This window comes from Enterobacter sp. MGH 38 (genome assembly GCF_000492855.1).
Taxonomy (GTDB): domain Bacteria; phylum Pseudomonadota; class Gammaproteobacteria; order Enterobacterales; family Enterobacteriaceae; genus Enterobacter; species Enterobacter hormaechei_C.
Window position 1 is genome coordinate 2,124,029 of record NZ_KI535608.1, and the last position, 17,869, is coordinate 2,141,897.

A 17,869-nucleotide genomic window follows, 5' to 3' on the forward strand; every position below is an offset into this window, starting at 1 on the left:
GGCGTAAACTCCGCCTCTCTCTGTTACTCGCAAAGACTGAACATGCATAACACCCCCGCTGCCGCCTCACCAAAGCCCTTTGATTTGACGTCAACGGCGTTTTTGATCGTTGCTTTCCTCACCGGTATTGCCGGTGCGTTACAAACGCCTACGCTGAGCCTCTTTCTGACCAACGAAGTCCACGCCCGCCCGGCGATGGTTGGCTTCTTCTTTACCGGGAGCGCCATCATTGGCATTTTTGTCAGCCAGTTTCTTGCCGGTCGTTCAGACCGCAAAGGCGATCGCAAAAGCCTGATCGTTTTTTGCTGCCTGCTCGGGGTATTTGCCTGCCTGCTGTTTGCCTGGAACCGTAACTACTTCATTCTGCTGTTCGTGGGCGTCTTCCTGAGCAGCTTCGGCTCGACCGCCAACCCGCAGATGTTCGCCCTTGCCCGCGAGCATGCCGACCACACCGGGCGGGAAGCGGTGATGTTCAGCTCGATACTGCGCGCGCAGGTGTCGCTGGCGTGGGTGATTGGCCCCCCGCTTGCCTACGCGCTGGCGATGGGTTTTGGCTTTACGGTGATGTACCTCAGCGCAGCCGTGGCCTTCGTGGTATGCGGCGCGATGGTCTGGTTCTTCCTGCCCTCCATGCGTAAAGAGCCGAAAGTGGCGACTGGTACGCTGGAAGCTCCGCGACGCAACCGCCGCGACGCACTGCTGTTATTCATTATCTGTACGCTGATGTGGGGAACGAACAGCCTCTATATCATTAATATGCCGCTGTTTATTATTGATGAGCTGCATCTGCCGGAGAAGCTGGCCGGGATCATGATGGGAACCGCCGCGGGGCTTGAGATCCCCACCATGCTGATTGCGGGTTATTACGCGAAGCGCTTCGGCAAGCGCTTTTTGATGCGCGTCGCCGCCGTAGCCGGGCTGCTGTTTTATGTCGGTATGCTGACGGTTCATACGCCAGCCCTGCTTCTGGCTTTACAGCTGCTGAACGCCATTTACATCGGTATTCTGGCCGGTATCGGCATGCTCTACTTTCAGGACCTGATGCCGGGTCAGGCAGGCTCTGCCACCACCCTTTATACGAATACCACCCGCGTGGGCTGGATTATTGCAGGCTCACTGGCGGGCGTTGTGGCTGAAATCTGGAACTATCATACGGTGTTCTGGATTGCGCTGGTGATGTGCGTCATGACGCTGAGCTGCCTGACGCGAATCAAAGACGTTTAAGGCGCGGTGAGCGCTTCCAGCTCAAGCAGATAAGTGATGGCCTGCTGGCGCGTACTGCCGCACATTTCGGCGGTTGGCTGGAGCCCGGAGCACACCTTCGGGCGTAAAGGCGAGCCAAAGATCATGCACAGGTTAGTGTCAGAGAGCTGAACGCAGCGGGTATTGGCAGGCTTGCCCGCCGGCATGCCTGGAATGGGGCTTGAGATGGACGGTGCGGTACAGCACGCGCCACAGTCGGAACGACAATCCATACATGCCCTCTGTTGGTGGCTGATACCCGCGCAGTCGGGCATTGCGCGCACAGTAACACCTTTTATGTATTGATAGCAAAACCCACGAATTCCGCTTGCCTGAAAGGCCGCGCGCGAGTAATTTGGCGCGATATTTTTTACCTCCCGTAAACAGGATTACTGCAATGCCAAGAGCGAACGAAATTAAGAAAGGTATGGTACTGAATTACAACGGCAAACTGCTGATTGTGAAAGATATCGACATTCAGGCACCCAGCGCCCGTGGCGCAGCAACGCTGTACAAAATGCGTTTCTCCGATGTCCGCACCGGCCTGAAAGTGGAAGAACGTTTTAAAGGCGACGATATCGTCGATACCGTAACCCTGACCCGTCGCTACGTTGATTTTTCCTACATTGACGGCAACGAATACGTGTTCATGGATAAAGAAGATTACACCCCGTATATCTTCACCAAAGATCAGATCGAAGAAGAGCTGCTGTTTATTCCTGAAGGTGGGATGCCGGACATGCAGGTGCTGACCTGGGATGGCGTGCTGCTGGCGCTGGAACTGCCGCAGACCGTTGATCTGGAAATTGTTGAAACGGCACCGGGCATCAAAGGCGCGTCTGCAAGTGCGCGTAACAAACCGGCTACCCTGACTACCGGTCTGGTCGTACAGGTGCCAGAGTACCTGTCGGCGGGCGAGAAAATCCGTATCCATATCGAAGAAAAACGCTATATGGGTCGTGCTGACTGATTGTGGCATTTGCCGGGTGGCGGCTACGCCTTACCCGGCCTACAAAAACACAAAAACCGGCCTCAGAGCCGGTTTTTCGTAGGCCCGGTAAGCGTAGCGCCACCGGGCAATGAGACTTAAAGAAGTTCAGGATACTTCGTCATTTTCAGCGCCAGCTCGATACCGCGCACTTCCGCCATCCCTTTCAGACGGCCAATCGCCGAATACCCTGGATTCGTTTTCTTGCGCAGATCGTCCAGCATCTGGTGCCCGTGATCCGGACGGAACGGGATAGGACGAACATCTCCTGCCTGCTTACGACGAACCTCTTCAGAGAGAATGGCATCCACCACCGCAACCATGTTCACGTCGCCGCCAAGATGGGCTGCTTCGTGGAAGGTTTTTGGATTCTCTTCACGGCAGGTTGCACGCAGGTGGGTGAAATGAATGCGATCGCCGAAGGTTTCGATCATCCGCACCAGATCGTTATCCGCCCGCACCCCATACGAGCCCGTACACATGGTAAAGCCGTTGTAGATGCTATCCACCGTCTCTTTTAGCCACTGCATATCTTCAATCGTAGACACAATACGCGGCAGGCCGAGGATAGGACGCGGTGGATCGTCCGGATGAACCGCCAGCCGCACGCCGACTTCTTCTGCCACCGGCACGATAGCGCGCAGGAAGCGCGCCATGTTTTCACGCAGCTGGTTTTTATCGATATCGCCATATTCCGCCAGGCGCGCGCGGAACTGATCGAGGGTATAGCCCTCTTCCGCCCCCGGCAGGCCCGCGATGATATTGCGAACCAGCTTCTCAATGTCCGCTTCACTGGCGGCATTGAACCACGCCAGCGCCTGCTGCTGCTCTTCGGCGGTGTAGTCTGCTTCCGCACCCGGACGCTTCAGAATGTGCAGCTCGAAAGCCGCAAAAGCGATTTGATCGAAACGCAGCGCCTTCGAACCATCGGCCATTACATATTCCAGGTCGGTACGCGTCCAGTCCAGAATCGGCATAAAGTTGTAGCAGACGGTATCAATACCGCAGGCTGCCAGGTTACGAATGCTCTGCTGATAATTCGCAATCCAGGTATCACACTCACCGGAGTGGGTTTTGATATCTTCGTGAACCGGAATACTTTCCACAACAGACCAGGTTAACCCCTTCTCTGCCAGCTGAGCCTGACGCTTTTGGATTTCCTCCACCGGCCACACCTGACCGTTCGGAATATGATGCAGCGCCGTGACCACACCCGTTGCGCCAGCCTGACGCACATCATCAAGAGAAACCGGATCGTTCGGCCCGTACCAACGCCAGGTTTGTTCCATTGCCCCACCCTCTCAAGTTGTTATACCAATACGTGTTACCTCAATGACGACTACCATACATGTTTAATCGAAGTGGTCAATACAGCGCGTGACATTGATTGATCAAACTCACATAACAGGGATATTTACGGCTTACCAATTTAATTTGTTGTCATATAACTTTACACTGGCATTGTTAATTAATGGTTAATCAGGTGTGTACTACATGAAGACTATTGCCTCCACCGCGCTTCCTGCTCATGTCCAGCAGCCCCGCTACGATCGCGAGCAGTTACGCTCCCGCATCGTCCATTTCGGTTTTGGCGCGTTCCACCGGGCGCATCAGGCGTTGTTAACAAACCGGGTACTGAATGCCAGAGGAGGCGACTGGGGAATTTGTGAGATTAGCCTCTTTAGCGGCGATGTCCTTATGCGCCAGCTCCGGGCGCAGGATCATCTGTTTACCGTTCTGGAGAAAGGTGCCGAAGGCAATCAGCCCATTATTATCGGTGCAGTAAAAGAGTGCCTGAACGCCAAACTCGACTCGCTGGCAGCCATTATTGAGAAGTTCTGCGAACCACAGGTGGCAATTGTCTCCCTCACCATTACCGAAAAAGGCTACTGCATCGATCCGGCGACGGGAAAACTGGATATGCAGAACAGCCGTATCCTGCACGATCTCGAGCATCCGTCTGAACCACATTCCGCACCGGGTATTCTGGTCGAAGCGCTTCATCGCCGCCGCGAGCGTGGCCTGCCGGCGTTTACCGTGCTCTCCTGCGACAATATTCCCGACAACGGCCACGTGGTGAAAAATGCCGTTCTCGGCATGGCCGGAAAGCGTTCCGCAGAGCTGGCCGCATGGATCGAGGCGCACGTGAGCTTCCCTGGCACCATGGTCGACCGAATCGTGCCCGCCGCCACCGACGCCTCACTCGCGGAAATCACCCAGGAACTTGGCGTTGAAGATCCCTGCGCCATCAGCTGTGAACCGTTCATTCAGTGGGTAGTGGAAGATAACTTTGTCGCCGGACGTCCGGAGTGGGAGGTTGCAGGCGTACAGATGGTTGAGGATGTCCTGCCCTGGGAGCAGATGAAGCTTCGGATGCTGAACGGCAGCCACTCCTTCCTCGCGTATCTGGGCTACCTTGCTGGCTACGCGCACATAAATGAATGTATGCAGGACGACAGTTTCCGCGAGGCTGCCCGCAGGCTGATGCTGAATGAGCAGGCCCCTACGCTGCGCATCACCAACGTTGATCTGACAGCCTATGCTGACAGCCTGCTTAACCGCTTCGCCAACCCGGCCCTTCAGCATCGTACATGGCAAATCGCCATGGACGGCAGCCAGAAGCTGCCTCAGCGCATGCTGGATGGGATCCGCATGCATCTTGAGCGTAACACCGCCTGGCCATTACTGGCGCTGGGGGTGGCGGGCTGGATGCGCTACGTCAGCGGTACGGACGAACAGGGCAACGCCATTGACGTCCGCGATCCGCTGAGCGACAAGTTTCAGGCCATTGTCGCCACCAGCAGCGACGCAGAACGCGTTAACGCCCTGCTGACGCTGAAAGAAATTTTTGGCGACGACCTGCCGCAAAACCCTGTCTTTGTCGACGCGATAGCCGGGGCGTACCGGCGCATCACCCGCCTCGGCGCGCGTCAGGCCGTTATCGAAACGTTAAAAATTTAGCGATTATTGCGTTTAAGGCGAACGGTTTTACGCTCCGTTCGCCCTTCCTCTTCTCAATGCCCGATTTTTTCGTCAGGATGATAGGTAGTTGCTACTACATCACAATTATTTATCGGAGCGCACGTGACCAAAACCAACCTGATCACCGGTTTTCTCGGCAGCGGTAAAACTACGTCCATTCTACATTTGCTGGCCAATAAAGATCCGGCGGAAAAGTGGGCCGTGCTGGTCAACGAATTTGGCGAAGTCGGCATCGACGGCGCGTTGCTCGCCGACAGCGGCGCGATGGTGAAAGAGATCCCGGGCGGGTGTATGTGCTGCGTGAATGGTCTGCCGATGCAGGTCGGGCTGAATACGCTGCTGCGTCAGGGCAAGCCTGACCGTCTGCTGATTGAGCCTACCGGGCTGGGTCATCCTAAGCAAATCCTTGATTTACTGACCGCCCCGGTATACGAGCCGTGGCTTGAGCTGCGTGCGACGCTTTGCCTGTTAGACCCCCGCCAGCTGCTGGATGAAAAAACGATCAACAACGACAATTTCCGCGACCAGCTCGCCTCGGCAGATATTATCGTGGCGAATAAATCCGATCGCGCGACGGCTGAGAGTCAGGCCGCGTTCGAGTCCTGGTGGCAGCAGGCTGGCGGTGGACGTCAATACGTGCAGACCACCCAGGGCAACATTGATGGCGCCCTGCTCGATCTTCCCCGCCTCAACCAGACGCAACTGCCTGCCAGCGCAGAGCATTCGCATAGCCACGGCGCGAAGCAAGGCCTGGCTGCACTGAGCCTGCCGGAACATCAGCGCTGGCGTCGAAATTTGAACAGCGGTCAGGGGCACCAGGCCTGCGGGTGGATCTTCGATGCCGATACGGTTTTCGACACCATTGGTATACTGGAATGGGCGAGACTGGCGCCGGTTGAGCGGGTAAAAGGGATCATGCGCACTCCGGATGGTCTGGTGCGCATTAACCGTCAGGGCGAGGATTTCTTTATTGAAACCCAGAATGTCGCGCCACCCGACAGCCGGATAGAGTTAATTAGTGCGGTTAATACCGACTGGAATGCTCTCCAGTCAAGCCTGTTGAAGCTTCGTTTAAGTTTGGGCGGCTAACGTTGCCCCTGATTTCACACATTGCTGAAGACTATGACGACTCGACTTCCTGCTATTTTATTGCTCAACGCTGCCGGTCTGGCGCTCTTTTTCTCCTGGTATATCCCGGCGGATCACGGTTTCTGGTTCCCGCTGGATTCCGGGCTGTTCCACTTCTTTAACCAGGCGCTGGCGAAGAGTGAAGCCTTCCTGTGGCTGGTGGCGATCACCAACAACCGCGCGTTTGACGGCTGTTCGCTGCTGGCAATGGGCTGTCTGATGCTCTCCTTCTGGCTGAAGGAAGACAAAACGGGTCGTCGCCGTATTCTGATTATCGGCCTGGTGATGCTGCTGACGGCCGTGATTATCAACCAGCTGGCGCAGCATCTGATGCCGGTTAAACGCGCCAGTCCGTCGCTCTTTTTCCCGAATATTAACCGCGTCAGCGAGCTGCTTCATATTCCAACCAAAGATGCCTCGAAGGACAGTTTCCCGGGCGACCACGGTATGATGCTGCTGATTTTTGCAGGCTTCATGCTGCGCTATTTTGGTAAAAAAGCCTTCGCCATCGCCCTGGTTATTGTGGTGGTATTTGCATTCCCGCGAGTGATGATTGGTGCTCACTGGCTGACAGATATCGCCGTAGGCTCCCTCACGGCGGTGTTAATTGGTTTACCGTGGGTGCTGATGACCCCACTGAGCGATCGCGTAATAGGTATTTTTGATCGCTATCTTCCCGGTAAATTTAAACAAGTCAGAAACAGATAAATAACGCAAATTAACACCATTCATCAGGGATCGTTTTCGGTCCCTGAGTCTCTTCTTTCCGGCGTCATTCAACGCTGTCATCATCCTGTCATACAATTCGTGATAAAAATGAAGCAATTGCAGGGATTATCGGTATGAATGGCGGCATTTTGAGCAATTCCGCGCTGTAACTTTGTGTATCACATTTTCTTATAAAAAATCGGACTTTTTTGCTCGCAATACCCCGTGCAATCGGTTAACCTCGAACTCGTTTTGCCCCACTGAGATAATTATTATCATGGTGAATAATTTTGTGCGTTGAGCCACAGTTTTCACCATAAAGAATTGTCTCATTGTGAACAGATAATTAGTCTCGTCACGGTTGGCATTTTTATAACGATATTTTCGTTAAGGACTTCAAGGGAAAACAAACAAAATGGTCAAATCTCAACCAATCTTGAGATATATCTTGCGGGGGATCCCGGCGATTGCAGTGGCGGTTCTGCTTTCGGCATGTAGTACGACGAATACCGCGAAGAATATGCATCCTGAGACGCGTGTTGTGGGAATGGAAGATTCCTCTTCACTGCAAGCCTCTCAGGATGAATTTGAAAATATGGTACGTAATCTCGACGTTAAGTCGCGTATTATGGATCAGTATGCTGACTGGAAAGGCGTGCGTTACCGTCTGGGCGGCAGCACCAAGAAAGGCATCGATTGTTCCGCTTTCGTACAGCGTACGTTCCGTGAGCAGTTTGGGTTAGATCTTCCGCGTTCTACCTATGAACAGCAAGAGATGGGCAAATCCATTTCGCGCACTAAACTACGCACGGGCGATTTAGTCCTGTTCAGAGCAGGTTCAACCGGTCGACACGTTGGCATCTATATCGGTAACGATCAGTTTGTCCATGCTTCCACCAGCAGTGGTGTGACGATTTCCAGCATGAACGAACCTTACTGGAAGAAACGCTACAACGAAGCTCGCCGCGTTCTGAGCCGTAGTTAATATTGTTGTCGTATCGTTGGTTATCCCTTGGCTGGCGATACGATAAAAAAAGCACTGCTCCGGCAGTGTTTTTTTTTGCCCGTTACACTGATAACTATCCAGCGGCATTTCAGGAATCACGACATCTATGTTTACCCGCTACTTCTCCAGCAACCGCAAGATACTGTTTATCAGTTTCCTTACGGGGTTATTCACTGCCCTGCTTCTGGGAGCATTACAGTTTTACTGGAGTTATCACAAGCGAGAAGTCAGATTCGATACTCTCATTACCGATTTAAGCGTCTACATGGAGAGCTATTTCGATGAGCTCAAAATGTCGATTGATACGCTCCAGCCACTCACGCTGAACAGCTGCGAGGAAGTGAGTGCCGCCCTGACATCCCGGGCGGCCTTTAGCATCAACGTGCGCGCCTTTTTGCTGGTCAGGGATAAACAGGCCTTCTGCTCCTCGGCAACAGGCCCGATGAATACCCCGATGGAAAAGCTTATCCCTCAGCTACATATCAGCAAACCTGTTGATATCGCGCTCCTGCCGGGCACGCCAATGCTGCCGGATAAGCCCGCGATCGCCATCTGGTATCGCAATCCGCTGGTGAAAGACGGCGGCGTGTTTACGTCCGTCAACCTCAACCTGTCGCCCTATCTTCTCTATACGTCACGTCAGGATGAATTTGCCGGGATATCGATCGTCATTGGCGATTCCGCGTTATCTACACAGTCCGGAATGCTGATCCAGGCGCGGGATTTGCCTGACGTCCCTGCCCGTAGCGCCACGCTGAAAAATATTCCATTGACCGTTAACGTTTATGCGCAAGCCTGGACAACCGATGAACTGCTCTACGCGGTGTTTTTCGGACTGGTCTGCGGTATCGCGGCGGGCCTGTTGAATTTCTATATTCTTACTATCCGTCTCAATCCGGGGAAAGAGATCCTCACGGCCATCAAGCACGACCAGTTTTACGTGGTCTATCAACCCGTCGTGGATGCGCAGTCGCTCAGAATGACCGGGCTGGAAGTCCTGATGCGCTGGAAGCATCCGGTGATGGGCGAAATTCCACCGGATGCCTTTATTAACTTCGCTGAAGCGCAGAAGCTGATTGTCCCGCTGACGCTGCATCTTTTTGACCTGATTATCCGCGATGCCCCTGTCCTGCAAACGGTGCTCCCGCCTGGGGCCAAGTTTGGGATCAACATCGCGCCCGGGCATCTGCATGCGGAAAGCTTTAAAGAGGATATGCGCGCGTTTCTCGCCGCCCTTCCGCCCGATCACTTCCAGATTGTGCTGGAAATAACCGAGCGCGACATGATTAACCACCGCGAGGCAAATCAGCTGTTCGAATGGCTGCACAATGAAGGTTTTGAAATCGCCATCGATGATTTTGGCACTGGCCACAGCGCGCTGATCTATCTGGAACGCTTCACGATGGATTACCTGAAAATTGACCGTGGCTTCGTGAATGCCATCGGGACTGAAACCGTCACCTCGCCAGTGCTTGACGCGGTGCTGACGCTGGCAGAACGTCTGAATATGATAACCGTCGCCGAGGGTGTTGAAACGCCCGAGCAGGCGGCGTGGCTGCGCGAGCATGGCGTAAACTATCTTCAGGGCTACTGGATTGGCCGCCCGATGCCGCTGGAGCAGTTCAGGACGTGGCAACCCGATATCACGCTCGGGGAATAATTTCACAATCACGGCGCTGTCCCTTATTATTCTGTTCAACCGAGCCTGTCTGTGAACAAAGGGATCCGCCGCACTATGATTATGCGCGTTGTGTTGACGCTGTTGGCGCTGGTGAGCCTGTCGAGCCAGGCGCAGACCATCAAAGAGAGCACGGCCTTTGCCGTCATTGGCGAGCCGAAGTACGCGGTTAACTTTAACCACTACGATTACGTCAACCCAGCCGCCCCGAAAGGCGGAAACGTGACGCTTTCCGCCACGGGAACATTTGACAACTTTAACCGCTTTGCCCTGCGCGGCGTAGCGGCAGCGCGTACCGAATCCCTCTATGACACGCTGTTCGTCACCTCCGACGACGAGCCCGGCAGCTATTATCCCCTGGTCGCCGAGAACGTACGTTACGCCGAAGATTTCAGCTGGGCAGAAATCGCGATTAATCCGCGGGCGCGTTTTCACGACGGTACGCCGGTTAGCGCCCGCGACGTGGCGTTCACCTTTAATAAATTTATGACCGAAGGCGTGCCGCAGTTTCGTCTGGTGTACAAGGGCACCACGGTGAAAGCCATCGCCCCGCTGACCGTGCGAATCGAACTCCCTGAGGCGAACAAAGAGAATATGCTGAGCCTGTTCTCCCTGCCCGTCATGCCCGAATCCTTCTGGAAAAACCATAAGCTGAGCGATCCCCTCTCTACCCCGCCGCTGGCCGGAGGGCCGTATCGCATTACCGACTGGCGAATGGGCCAGTATGTGATCTATTCCCGTGTGAAAGATTACTGGGCAGCCACGCTGCCGGTAAACCGGGGCCGCTGGAACTTCGATACAATCCGCTACGACTACTACCTGGATGATAACGTGGCCTTCGAGGCATTTAAGGCAGGCGCATTTGATTTACGTGTCGAGAACAGCGCCAAAAACTGGGCGACCCGCTATATCGGAAAAAATTTCGCGAAAGGCTATATCGTTAAAGACGAACACAAAAACGAATCCGCGCAGGACACGCGCTGGCTGGCGTTTAATATTCAGCGCCCGGTTTTTTCCGATCGTCGGGTGCGTGAAGCCATTACTCTGGCGTTTGATTTCGAATGGATGAACAAAGCGCTGTTTTACGGAGCCTACAGCCGGGCGAACAGCTATTTCCAGAATACTGAATATGCCGCCCGTGATTATCCCCACGCGGACGAGCTGGTTTTGCTGGCGCCATTGAAAGCGGAGCTACCGCCGGAGGTGTTCACCCGCATATTTGAACCGCCCAAATCCGACGGAAACGGGTTCGACCGGGACAACCTGCTGAAAGCCAGCAGCCTGCTGGATGACGCTGGCTGGGTGCTGAAAAATCGGCAACGGGTTAATGCGCAAACCGGTAAACCGCTCAGCTTCGAACTGCTGATTGCCTCTGGCGCAAACGATCAGTGGGTGCTGCCGTTTAAGAAGAACCTTGCCCGGCTTGGCGTCACTATGAATATCCGCCAGGTCGATATGGCCCAGTTGACTAACCGCAAGCGCAGTCGCGATTACGATATGATGCAGACCCTGTGGGCCGCCCAGCCGTGGCCGAGTTCAGATCTGCAAATCTCCTGGGCATCGGGGTATATCGACTCCTCCTACAACGCCCCGGGCGTAAAGAGCCCGGTGATTGATGCGCTGATTGCAAAAATTGTGGCCGCTCAGGGCGATAAGAACAAGCTTCTGCCGCTTGGCCGCGCGCTCGATCGGGTATTAACCTGGAACTATTACATGCTGCCGATGTGGTATATGGGCGAAGATCGCGTGGCCCGCTGGGATAAATTCTCCCTGCCTGCCGTTCGCCCGGTTTACACCCTCGGCTTTGACACCTGGTGGTATGACGTGAATAAAGCCGCAAAATTGCCCGCAGAGCGGCGTTAAGGAGTGACGATGGGCGCTTATCTTATCCGCCGGCTGCTGTTAGTGATCCCGACGCTGTGGGCCATCATTACCATTAACTTTTTTATCGTCCAGATCGCCCCCGGCGGTCCGGTGGACCAGGCGATTGCGGCAATAGAATTTGGTCACGCTGGCGGCATGCCGGGCGGCGGCGGCGAAGGAATGGGGGCCAGCCATGCCCGGACGGGCGTGGGCAACATCAGCGAAAGCCACTACCGGGGCGGTCGGGGACTGGATCCGGAGGTGATCGCCGAGATCACCCATCGCTATGGTTTTGACAAGCCGCTGCACGAGCGCTATTTCAGGATGCTATGGGATTATGTCCGTTTCGATTTTGGCGACAGCCTGTTTCGCAGCGCCTCGGTGTTAACCCTGATCAAACAAAGCCTGCCGGTTTCCATCACGCTCGGACTGTGGGGGACGCTGATTATTTATCTGGTCTCCATTCCGCTGGGGATAAGGAAAGCGGTCTACAACGGTAGCCGTTTCGATATCTGGAGCAGTACGTTTATTATCATCGGCTACGCTATTCCGGCGTTTCTGTTTGCCGTGCTGTTGATTGTGTTTTTCGCAGGCGGCAGTTATTTCGACCTCTTCCCGCTGCGCGGGCTGGTCTCCGCGGATTTCAGCACGCTGCCGTGGTATCAGAAAATCACCGATTACTTCTGGCACATCACGCTGCCGGTGCTGGCGACGGTCATCGGCGGTTTTGCGGCGCTTACGATGCTGACCAAAAACGCCTTTCTTGATGAGATCCGCAAACAGTACGTCGTCACCGCGCGCGCCAAAGGCGTCGGTGAAAAGCAGATCATGTGGAAGCACGTTTTTCGTAACGCCATGCTGCTGGTGATTGCAGGTTTCCCCGCCACGTTCATCAGTATGTTTTTTACCGGCTCGTTGCTGATAGAAGTGATGTTCTCGCTCAACGGATTAGGGCTGCTGGGCTATGAGGCCACCGTCTCCCGTGATTATCCGGTGATGTTTGGCACACTCTACATTTTCACCCTGATCGGCCTGCTGCTGAACATCATCAGCGATATCAGCTATACGCTGGTCGATCCCCGTATCGATTTTGAGGGCCGCTGATGTCGCGTTTAAGCCCCGTCAATCAGGCCCGCTGGGCGCGCTTTCGCCACAACCGTCGCGGCTACTGGTCGCTGTGGATCTTCGCCGTCCTGTTCGCTTTAAGTATGTGTTCGGAACTGATTGCCAACGATAAACCCCTGCTGGTGCATTTCAAAGACCGCTGGTATGTACCGGTGCTTACTACCTATAGCGAAAGCGATTTTGGCGGCCCATTTGCGACGCCAGCCGAGTACCAGGATCCCTGGTTACGTGAGCAGATAGCGCAGCACGGCTGGGCTATCTGGGCACCGATTCGTTTTGGCGCGAACAGTATTAACTTCGCCACGTCTACCCCCTTCCCTTCGCCGCCTTCCGCGCAAAACTGGCTGGGAACGGACGCCAACGGCGGCGATGTGCTGGCGCGCATCCTCTATGGCACCCGCATCTCGCTCCTGTTTGGGCTGCTGCTGACGCTCTTTAGCAGCGTAATGGGCGTTGTGGCGGGCGCCGTGCAAGGCTATTACGGGGGTAAAATAGATTTATGGGGACAGCGCGTGATTGAAGTCTGGTCCGGTATGCCAACGCTGTTTCTGATTATCCTGCTGTCCAGTGTGGTACAGCCTGGCTTCTGGTGGCTGCTCGGGATCACCGTCCTGTTCGGCTGGATGGCGCTGGTCGGCGTGGTGCGCGCGGAGTTTCTGCGCACGCGGAATTACGACTATATTCGCGCCGCGCAAGCGTTAGGCGTGAGCGATCGCGCAATCATCTTCCGCCACATGCTTCCCAATGCGGTGGTGGCGACCCTCACCTTCCTGCCGTTTATTTTGTGCAGCTCCATTACCACCCTGACGTCGCTTGATTTTCTTGGTTTCGGTTTGCCACTGGGCTCACCGTCCCTTGGCGAACTGCTGTTGCAGGGCAAAAACAATCTCCAGGCCCCCTGGCTGGGCATCACCGCATTCCTCTCCGTGGCGGTGCTGCTTTCCCTGCTGATTTTTATTGGCGAAGCCGTGCGCGATGCCTTCGATCCCAACAAGGCGGTATGACATGACCCGGCCTCTTCTGAGCATTGAAAACCTGTCGATTGCGTTTTCAAAGCAGGGCGAATCACGCACGGTAGTGACGGATTTATCGTTGCAGATCCAGCGCGGAGAGACGCTGGCGCTGGTCGGGGAATCCGGTTCCGGTAAAAGCGTCTCGGCACTTTCGGTGCTGCGCCTGCTCCCCTCCCCGCCGGTCAGCTATCCGCAGGGGGATATTCTGTTCCATGGACAATCGCTGCTGAACGCTGACGAGCAAACCCTGCGCGGCATTCGTGGCAATAACATCGCCATGATTTTTCAGGAGCCGATGGTGTCGCTCAACCCTCTGCATACGCTGGAAAAACAGCTCTATGAAGTGCTGTCCCTTCATCGGGGAATGCGTAAAGAGGCAGCGCGGGGTGAAATTCTGGACTGCCTTGAACGCACCGGTATTCGTCATGCGGCGAAACGGCTGAACGATTTCCCGCACCAGCTTTCCGGCGGCGAGCGCCAGCGCGTGATGATCGCAATGGCCCTGCTCACGCGCCCCGAACTGCTGATTGCCGATGAACCCACCACCGCGCTGGACGTCACGGTGCAGGCGCAAATTCTGCAACTGCTGCGCGAGCTTCGCGACGAGCTGAAAATGAGCCTGTTGTTCATTACGCACAACCTGAGCATCGTGAAAAAGCTTGCTGACACGGTGGCCGTGATGCAAAACGGCCGCTGCGTGGAACAGAACCGGGCATCCGTCCTGCTGAACGCGCCTCAGCACCCGTATACACAGCGCCTGCTCGATAGCGAACCCGCTGGCGACCCGGTTCCGCTTAACGCTGACTGCGCGCCGTTGCTGAGGGTTGAGGGGCTGTCGGTGTCATTCCCGATCCGCAAAGGCATTCTCCGTCGCGTGGTCGATCACAATCATGTCCTGAAAGACATGAGTTTCGCTCTGCGTCCGGGCGAGTCGCTTGGGCTTGTGGGCGAATCCGGCTCGGGCAAAAGCACCACTGGCCTGGCGCTGCTGCGCCTGATCGCCTCTCAGGGAAGCATTGTCTTTGACGGCATGCCGCTGCAAAACCTGAATCGCCGGATGATGCTTCCTGTCCGCCCGCGGATGCAGGTGGTATTTCAGGATCCAAACTCTTCGCTTAACCCGCGCCTGAGCGTATTACAGATTATTGAAGAGGGCCTGCGCGTCCACCAGCCGACAATGACGGCGCAACAGCGTGAAATCGACGTGAAGCGGGTGATGGCGGAAGTGGGTTTAGATCCCGAGACCCGGCACCGGTATCCGGCTGAGTTTTCTGGCGGACAGCGCCAGCGTATAGCGATTGCCCGCGCACTGATCCTGAAACCGGAGCTGATCGTGCTGGACGAGCCAACCTCTTCCCTGGACCGCACCGTGCAGGCGCAAATTCTGGCGCTGCTGAAGGGGCTACAGGAAAAGCATCGGCTGGCCTATATCTTTATCAGCCACGATTTACAGGTGGTGCGTGCGCTTTGCCATCAGGTGGTGGTATTGCGGCAGGGAGAAGTCGTTGAGCAGGGAGAGTGCCAGCGCGTATTCACCGCGCCGACGCAGGATTACACGCGCCAGCTATTGTCCGCTGACTAGCACTCAGAAAGGGTATTGACCGGAGAACGGCTCGGCAATGGCCACGCCGAAGTTTTTCAGACGACAGGTGGCGGCAAACTCATCCTGGCTGTTAACAAACAGGCACGGCTCACCTTCGCATTCCAGCACGGAGCTGTCCACTTCTATGTCCGTCAGCGCCTGGCTGAGACGTTCCATAACCGGCCACGCATTTTCATCGCTCGGGCTGAGCAGTTTGAGCGCCACCAGGCAATTATCCTCCCCGGCAACGCTTTGCGGAATCGGTTCAACTTTCGAACCTGCAAAACCCGTCGACCAGCGATAGCTCTGGGGCAAGCGATGGACAATGGAGAGTTGTAATGTATTCACGTTCAGATCCCCGGAAGCAAATTTACTTCACAATTTATTTACATTTATAGTAACACATCATCGCCAACCTGCACTGTTTAGCGGATTTTATAGGCGTTGCAGGCTCGCGTCGGCGCTATATGTACCCGTTTCTGCGATCTAACTCAACCTTTTTAAATACAATGATGTGACTTTTTACATAAATAGATTTTACATAAAAGAAACAAACACAGGGTAAACGAACGTAGGGTTGGTTGATATGGGTCAACAAAAAGGCCCGTATCGGGCCTTAAGTGGTCATTTATGCGCCGTCTTTCGCGGCCGGCTGGCGTAAAGATAAAAAAGAATGGAGCAGGTCGCGCAGAGGGCAATCGCCCACAGCATCGGCCAGGCGGTATTAAACGTCGCCGTCGAGAGCAGCGCCCCGACTATCGCGCCAATCCCGAAACGGAACGTTCCTGCCAGCGACGAGGCGGTACCCGCCATATGCGGGAATTCGTCGAGGATCACCGCCATCGCGTTGGATGAAACCATCGACACGCAGCCGACAAACGCCGCCACGCCCACCACCAGCGCCCAGAAACCGACGCCCAGCAACGCGCTCAATACCAGCCAGATAGCCATCACGAACTGGATCCACAGCCCGGCGCGGAACATATTCAGCGCCCCAACCCGCCGGACAAAGCGGCTGTTGATAATGGTCATCACAAACAGGAACACAATATTCAGCGCGAAGTAGTAACCAAAATGCTGGGGTGACACATGGTTCAGTTCGATGTACACAAACGGCCCCGCACTCAGGAACGAGAACATTCCGGCAAAGCTGAAGCCGCTGGCAAGCATATAACTGAGCACACGCTTATGGCGAAACAGCGAGGCAAAGTTGCCAAGCGTGGTGCGAACGTGGAACTTCTGACGTCGCTCGACCGGCAGCGTTTCATCGATAAAGACGAAGATCATCACCGAGGCCAGCAGCGCGGCAATCGCCAGGATCCAGAAAATCGCATGCCAGCTGAACCAAACCAGCACCGCCCCGCCCACCATGGGGGCGACCAGCGGCGCAATTGTCGTGACCAGCATGACGAACGACATCATGCGTGAGAACTCTTCCTTCGGGTAGACGTCGCGCATCAGCGCGTTAATTACCACGCTTGCCGCAGCCGCCGCCAGGCCATGGAAGAAACGCATCACAATCAGCTGATCGATACTCTGCGCCAGCGCGCAGGCCACCGCCGCCGCGGCAAATATCAATGTCCCCCCCAGAATAACTGGTTTACGCCCCAGGCTGTCGGCCATTGGGCCATAAAAGAGCTGACCGAGGGCAAAACCAAGAATGTAGGTGCTGAGCGTCATCTGCGCGCTGCCTGCCGGTACGCCAAACTGCGCGGAAATCACCGGCAGCGCGGGCAGATACATATCGATAGACAGCGGCATCAGCATGGCCAGCAGGCCAAGGATAAATACAATTTTAAACGACGAGTGTGGCCTGGTGGTCACAGAGTTCTCCTGAATTTAGCGTGAAGGCAGCCCGACGCTGGCAATCTCTTCTTCCGTCAGCGGGCGATATTCCCCTGGCGCCAGGTCTGGATCGAGTTCAATCGCGCCGATACGTTCACGATGCAGCCCCACAACGTGGTTGCCCACGGCGGCAAACATCCGTTTCACCTGGTGATAGCGGCCTTCACTGATGGTCAGGCGCACGTCGGTTGGAGTGATGATTTCCAGCACCGCCGGTTTGGTCAGATCTTTTTCATTATGCAGCTGAACGCCTTTTGCGAACTGCTCTGCCGTGTCATCCGAGACCGGAGACTCAAGCGTCACCCGATAGGTTTTCTCACAGTGATGGCGCGGGGAGGTGATGCGATGCGACCACTGGCCGTCATCGGTCATCAGCACCAGGCCGGTGGTATCGATATCCAGTCGCCCTGCCGCATGCAGCTTGTGCGCCACAGGTTCGTCGAGGAAGTAGAGCACCGTCGGGTGATCCGGATCGTCCGTTGAACAGACGTAACCTTCCGGTTTGTTGAGCATGAAGTAGCGCGGACCATTCTGCTGGGTCAGCGGGTTGCCGTCATACTCCACCTGGTGCTCAGGCTGGAGTTTAAAAGCGCTGTCTTTCACAATGTCGCCGTCCACGGTTACGCGGCTGGCGCGAATTTCACGCCCGGCAATAGCGCGGCTTACGCCGAGTTGCTGAGCGATAAACTTATCAAGTCGCATGAAATCT

At 55.4% G+C, this 17,869-nt stretch carries 16 protein-coding genes; 11 read left to right on the plus strand and 5 right to left on the minus strand.

Annotated features, from left to right (window positions below; all coding sequences use genetic code 11):
- The first annotated feature begins 42 nt into the window (after window positions 1-42).
- A complete protein-coding gene (setB, locus tag L384_RS01590; RefSeq protein ID WP_032609703.1) occupies window positions 43-1,224 on the plus strand; it encodes a sugar efflux transporter SetB in 1,182 nt (393 codons plus the stop codon).
- Here the strand turns inward: setB and L384_RS01585 are convergent.
- Window positions 1,221-1,475, minus strand: a complete 255-nt coding sequence (locus tag L384_RS01585) for a zinc/iron-chelating domain-containing protein (protein ID WP_023324973.1) — start codon at window positions 1,473-1,475, stop codon at window positions 1,221-1,223. The two genes, setB and L384_RS01585, sit on opposite strands and share 4 nt — an antisense overlap.
- Window positions 1,476-1,639: 164 nt before the next feature.
- Between L384_RS01585 and yeiP the strand changes: the two genes are divergently transcribed.
- A complete protein-coding gene (gene yeiP, locus L384_RS01580; protein ID WP_003859355.1) occupies window positions 1,640-2,212 on the plus strand; it encodes an elongation factor P-like protein YeiP in 573 nt (190 codons plus the stop codon).
- Window positions 2,213-2,328: 116 nt separating this feature from the next.
- Here yeiP and uxuA read toward each other — a convergent pair whose 3' ends face one another.
- Window positions 2,329-3,519 carry a mannonate dehydratase gene (uxuA, locus tag L384_RS01575; RefSeq protein ID WP_023324974.1) on the minus strand — a complete coding sequence of 397 codons (1,191 nt, stop codon included), beginning with the start codon at window positions 3,517-3,519 and terminating at the stop codon, window positions 2,329-2,331.
- 205 nt (window positions 3,520-3,724) lie between these two features.
- On the opposite strand from uxuA, the gene L384_RS01570 reads away from it, so the two are divergent.
- From L384_RS01570 to yejF, 9 genes are all read left to right on the plus strand, one after another.
- Window positions 3,725-5,191, plus strand: a complete 1,467-nt coding sequence (locus tag L384_RS01570) for a mannitol dehydrogenase family protein (protein ID WP_023324975.1) — start codon at window positions 3,725-3,727, stop codon at window positions 5,189-5,191.
- Window positions 5,192-5,314: 123 nt separating this feature from the next.
- Window positions 5,315-6,301 carry a CobW family GTP-binding protein gene (locus L384_RS01565; protein ID WP_003859361.1) on the plus strand — a complete coding sequence of 329 codons (987 nt, stop codon included), beginning with the start codon at window positions 5,315-5,317 and terminating at the stop codon, window positions 6,299-6,301.
- A 33-nt stretch (window positions 6,302-6,334) separates the two neighbouring features.
- Complete coding sequence (locus L384_RS01560; RefSeq protein WP_023324976.1) at window positions 6,335-7,048, plus strand: phosphatase PAP2 family protein; 714 nt, start codon at window positions 6,335-6,337, stop codon at window positions 7,046-7,048.
- A gap of 415 nt (window positions 7,049-7,463) precedes the next feature.
- Window positions 7,464-8,033, plus strand: a complete 570-nt coding sequence (mepS, locus tag L384_RS01555; RefSeq protein WP_003859364.1) for a bifunctional murein DD-endopeptidase/murein LD-carboxypeptidase — start codon at window positions 7,464-7,466, stop codon at window positions 8,031-8,033.
- 127 nt (window positions 8,034-8,160) lie between these two features.
- The gene (locus L384_RS01550) at window positions 8,161-9,714 is read left to right on the plus strand and encodes a cyclic di-GMP phosphodiesterase (protein WP_023324977.1); all 1,554 of its coding nucleotides are present in this window, start codon (window positions 8,161-8,163) and stop codon (window positions 9,712-9,714) included.
- A 75-nt stretch (window positions 9,715-9,789) separates the two neighbouring features.
- Window positions 9,790-11,595: an extracellular solute-binding protein gene (locus L384_RS01545; RefSeq protein ID WP_032628329.1), complete on the plus strand. Its 1,806-nt coding sequence runs from the start codon at window positions 9,790-9,792 to the stop codon at window positions 11,593-11,595.
- Between the two features lie 9 nt (window positions 11,596-11,604).
- Complete coding sequence (locus L384_RS01540) at window positions 11,605-12,699, plus strand: microcin C ABC transporter permease YejB (RefSeq protein ID WP_003859369.1); 1,095 nt, start codon at window positions 11,605-11,607, stop codon at window positions 12,697-12,699.
- A complete protein-coding gene (locus tag L384_RS01535) occupies window positions 12,699-13,724 on the plus strand; it encodes a microcin C ABC transporter permease (protein WP_023324979.1) in 1,026 nt (341 codons plus the stop codon). The genes L384_RS01540 and L384_RS01535 overlap by 1 nt, the downstream gene beginning before the upstream one ends.
- Before the next feature lies 1 nt (window position 13,725).
- Window positions 13,726-15,315, plus strand: a complete 1,590-nt coding sequence (gene yejF / locus L384_RS01530; protein WP_023324980.1) for a microcin C ABC transporter ATP-binding protein YejF — start codon at window positions 13,726-13,728, stop codon at window positions 15,313-15,315.
- Between the two features lie 3 nt (window positions 15,316-15,318).
- On the opposite strand, the gene L384_RS01525 is transcribed toward yejF, so the two are convergent.
- The 3 genes from L384_RS01525 to rsuA form a co-directional block, all read right to left on the minus strand.
- Window positions 15,319-15,663 carry a YejG family protein gene (locus L384_RS01525; RefSeq protein ID WP_003859372.1) on the minus strand — a complete coding sequence of 115 codons (345 nt, stop codon included), beginning with the start codon at window positions 15,661-15,663 and terminating at the stop codon, window positions 15,319-15,321.
- Window positions 15,664-15,939: 276 nt separating this feature from the next.
- A complete protein-coding gene (locus tag L384_RS01520; RefSeq protein WP_003859373.1) occupies window positions 15,940-17,139 on the minus strand; it encodes a Bcr/CflA family multidrug efflux MFS transporter in 1,200 nt (399 codons plus the stop codon).
- A gap of 15 nt (window positions 17,140-17,154) precedes the next feature.
- Window positions 17,155-17,862, minus strand: a complete 708-nt coding sequence (rsuA, locus tag L384_RS01515) for a 16S rRNA pseudouridine(516) synthase RsuA (protein WP_003859374.1) — start codon at window positions 17,860-17,862, stop codon at window positions 17,155-17,157.
- Window positions 17,863-17,869 lie beyond the last annotated feature (7 nt).

Bases quoted from the DNA above. Each gene is read 5' to 3' on its own strand.
- L384_RS01560 (WP_023324976.1), top strand. From the start codon at position 6,335: ATGACGACTCGACTTCCTGCTATTTTATTGCTCAACGCTGCCGGTCTG.
- L384_RS01540 (WP_003859369.1), top strand. From the start codon at position 11,605: ATGGGCGCTTATCTTATCCGCCGGCTGCTGTTAGTGATCCCGACGCTG.
- L384_RS01570 (WP_023324975.1), top strand. From the start codon at position 3,725: ATGAAGACTATTGCCTCCACCGCGCTTCCTGCTCATGTCCAGCAGCCC.
- yejF (WP_023324980.1), top strand. From the start codon at position 13,726: ATGACCCGGCCTCTTCTGAGCATTGAAAACCTGTCGATTGCGTTTTCA.
- L384_RS01545 (WP_032628329.1), top strand. From the start codon at position 9,790: ATGATTATGCGCGTTGTGTTGACGCTGTTGGCGCTGGTGAGCCTGTCG.
- uxuA (WP_023324974.1), bottom strand. From the start codon at position 3,519: ATGGAACAAACCTGGCGTTGGTACGGGCCGAACGATCCGGTTTCTCTT.
- L384_RS01535 (WP_023324979.1), top strand. From the start codon at position 12,699: ATGTCGCGTTTAAGCCCCGTCAATCAGGCCCGCTGGGCGCGCTTTCGC.
- rsuA (WP_003859374.1), bottom strand. From the start codon at position 17,862: ATGCGACTTGATAAGTTTATCGCTCAGCAACTCGGCGTAAGCCGCGCT.
- setB (WP_032609703.1), top strand. From the start codon at position 43: ATGCATAACACCCCCGCTGCCGCCTCACCAAAGCCCTTTGATTTGACG.
- L384_RS01550 (WP_023324977.1), top strand. From the start codon at position 8,161: ATGTTTACCCGCTACTTCTCCAGCAACCGCAAGATACTGTTTATCAGT.
- mepS (WP_003859364.1), top strand. From the start codon at position 7,464: ATGGTCAAATCTCAACCAATCTTGAGATATATCTTGCGGGGGATCCCG.
- L384_RS01585 (WP_023324973.1), bottom strand. From the start codon at position 1,475: ATGGATTGTCGTTCCGACTGTGGCGCGTGCTGTACCGCACCGTCCATC.
- yeiP (WP_003859355.1), top strand. From the start codon at position 1,640: ATGCCAAGAGCGAACGAAATTAAGAAAGGTATGGTACTGAATTACAAC.